Consider the following 2,661-nt stretch of genomic DNA (forward strand, 5'->3'; position numbering starts at 1 on the left):
AGGCCGAATTTGAAGTCTTTTCTGAACGAAACCCCCTACTATCTGTTGTCAAGGTTCAGTTTTTAGCTTGGTTATCGCTTTTTCCATTGTAGCTTAAAGCCGTCCTCAAAGGACGGGGTTTTAACCCAAATTTTCGATAAACGCCGATAGACTCGCGGACAATTTCTTGGCGCAGGGCTTCGCTGGTAGCCCAGGCGCGGCTTTGTTCAACGGCTTCCACGGCAACCCTGTAGCCTTCTAAGGCAATGTCCCACCAGCCCTGCTTAAAGCCCAAGTTGCCGAGGTTCCGTCCAGTTCTGAGGGTGTCAGCCGGTAAGAGAGTGGGGTTGAGAAAGGAAAGTGCCTCTCGATAAAAGGCGATCGCCCGTTCTAGGTTGGCTACCGGCTCTTGACCCAATTGGGCTTGGGTGCTGTAGGCTGCGCCCAGATTATTGAGGGTTGCGGCTAAATCCCTTTCTAATCCGGGTTGGCGGCTGATGGTGGCGGCTTCGGTGTAGTTGGCGATCGCCCGTTCTAGGTTGGCTACCGGCTCTTGACCCAATTGGGCTTGGGTGCTGTAGGCATTGCCCAGATTAGTCAGGGTTGCGGCTAAATCCCTTTCTAATCCGGGTTGGCGGCTGATGGTGGCGGCTTCGGTGTAGTTGGCGATCGCCCGTTCTAGGTTGGCTACCGGCTCTTGACCCAATTGGGCTTGGATGCTGTAGGCATTGCCCAGATTATTCAGGGTTTGGGCTAATTCCCTTTCTAATCCCGGTTGGCGGCGGATAGTGGCGGCTTCGGTGTAGTTGGCGATCGCCCGTTCTAGGTTGGCTACCGGCTCTTGACCCAATTGGGCTTGGGTGCTGTAGGCATTGCCCAGATTAGTCAGGGTTCCGGCTAAATCCCTTTCTAATCCGGGTTGGCGGCGGATGGTGGCGGCTTCGGTGTAGTTGGCGATCGCCCGTTCTAGGTTGGCTACCGGCTCTTGACCCAATTCGGCTTGGATGCTGTAGGCATTGCCCAGATTAGTCAGGGTTGCGGCTAAATCCCTTTCTAATCCGGGTTGGCGGCGGATGGTGGCGGCTTCGGTGTAGTTGGCGATCGCCCGTTCTAGGTTGGCTACCGGCTCTTGACCCAATTGGGCTTGGATGCTGTAGGCATTGCCCAGATTAGTCAGGGTTTGGGCTAATTCCCTTTCTAATCCCGGTTGGCGGCGGATAGTGGCGGCTTCGGTGTAGTTGGCGATCGCCCGTTCTAGGTTGGCTACCGGCTCTTGACCCAATTGGGCTTGGATGCTGTAGGCATTGCCCAGATTAGTCAGGGTTTGGGCTAATTCCCTTTCTAATCCGGGTTGGCGGCGGATGGTGGCGGCTTCGGTGTGGTTGGCGATCGCCCGTTCTAGGTTGGCTACCGGCTCTTGACCCAATTCGGCTTGGGTCCTGTAGGCTACGCCCAGATTAGCCAGGGTTTGGGCTAAATCCCTTTCTAATCCGGGTTGGCGGTGAGTTGTGGCGGCGCAAAATTCGTATCCATAGATGGCGATGTCTAGGTTAATGCGTGGATTACCTCTAGGAAACTCATAAAAAACATAAGCAAGAGAATAGAAAAATCTTCCTAGTTGGTTGGTTTCCTCTGGACTGGCTTGTTCCTTGGTATAATTTCCCCAAGCTTGCAAGAGGTTGACCAAGTTTTCATCTAAGAGATGGAGGTTATTGTCGAGCAGGGGATAAATTACTTGGCGGTTTCCGTTACTTTCCTGGACAGTTTGCACTAGGGTTTGTAAAAAACTGATGTAGGGGTTTTGATTATCCCTTGGCGCGTCTAAAAATTGTCCTAACTGTTGCGCCACATTCCTCAACCATCCCGCGTTATTATCTTCTCCCTGCTGTTGCAAAAAATCTGCATACTGACCCATCACAGCGACTAAGCCGGCATCAAGTAATTCCGCGTTAGCCTGTAATAGCGCTGGTTCTTGACCATTTTCGCACTGGAGTAGTGCCTGGATTAGTGCTAAGTAAGCTTCTATTCTTGCTTCGTTCATGATTGTTTTTATTAGTAGGGTGCGCTCTTCGATAGCTTAACGCACTGCCCATAGCAGATTAATTAAAGATTTATCAAAAAAGAACTAACATAGTCGATTTTGCTATAGAATGATAATACTTAGAGTTTATTATTCTGCGACGGGCTATGGGATCAATTGAGCAACTGACAGAAGAGATATTGTCCTTACCTAGTGTATCAAGGGCGCTGCTTGCAGACAAGTTGGTAGAAAGCTTAGAATTCGATACCGATTCAACAATTCAGGCAGTTTGGGTAACTGAAGCAAAAAGACGAAGAGGCGAGGTTCGGGATGGCTCTGTGCAGCCAATTTCGGGGGAAGAAGCTCTGGCTCAAGTTAGACGACTGATTGAGCCATGAGGTATGTATTTCACCCTGAAGCTCTCACTGAATATGCTGAAGCGGTTCAATACTATACAGGGCAACGGGTTGAGGTTGCACAGGCATTTATCGAAAATTTGGGTTAAAACCCCGTCGTTTTACGACGGCTTTAAGCTAAAATGGAAAAAGCGATAACCAAGCTAAAAACTGAACCTTGACAACAGATAGTAGGGGGTTTCGTTCAGAAAAGACTTCAAATTCGGCCTTGAACGAGTAAAACTTTCTAGGAAATAAGGTTGAACA

2 protein-coding genes are annotated in these 2,661 nt (G+C 49.9%); one reads left to right on the forward strand and one right to left on the reverse strand.

The genetic code is table 11. The features are described 5' to 3' along the window. Window positions 1-55: 55 nt before the first annotated feature. On the reverse strand, window positions 56-2,020 hold the full coding sequence (locus IM479_RS17645) for a tetratricopeptide repeat protein (protein WP_287699516.1): 1,965 nt from the start codon (window positions 2,018-2,020) through the stop codon (window positions 56-58). Window positions 2,021-2,166: 146 nt separating this feature from the next. Between IM479_RS17645 and IM479_RS17650 the strand changes: the two genes are divergently transcribed. Beyond that, entirely contained in the window at window positions 2,167-2,397 is a 231-nt protein-coding gene (locus tag IM479_RS17650; protein ID WP_002753232.1) for an addiction module protein, read from the forward strand. Window positions 2,398-2,661 lie beyond the last annotated feature (264 nt).

It is taken from the genome of Microcystis sp. M165S2 (assembly GCF_020245885.1).
GTDB lineage: Bacteria > Cyanobacteriota > Cyanobacteriia > Cyanobacteriales > Microcystaceae > Microcystis.

Bases quoted from the DNA above. Each gene is read 5' to 3' on its own strand.
- IM479_RS17645 (WP_287699516.1), bottom strand. From the start codon at position 2,020: ATGAACGAAGCAAGAATAGAAGCTTACTTAGCACTAATCCAGGCACTA.
- IM479_RS17650 (WP_002753232.1), top strand. From the start codon at position 2,167: ATGGGATCAATTGAGCAACTGACAGAAGAGATATTGTCCTTACCTAGT.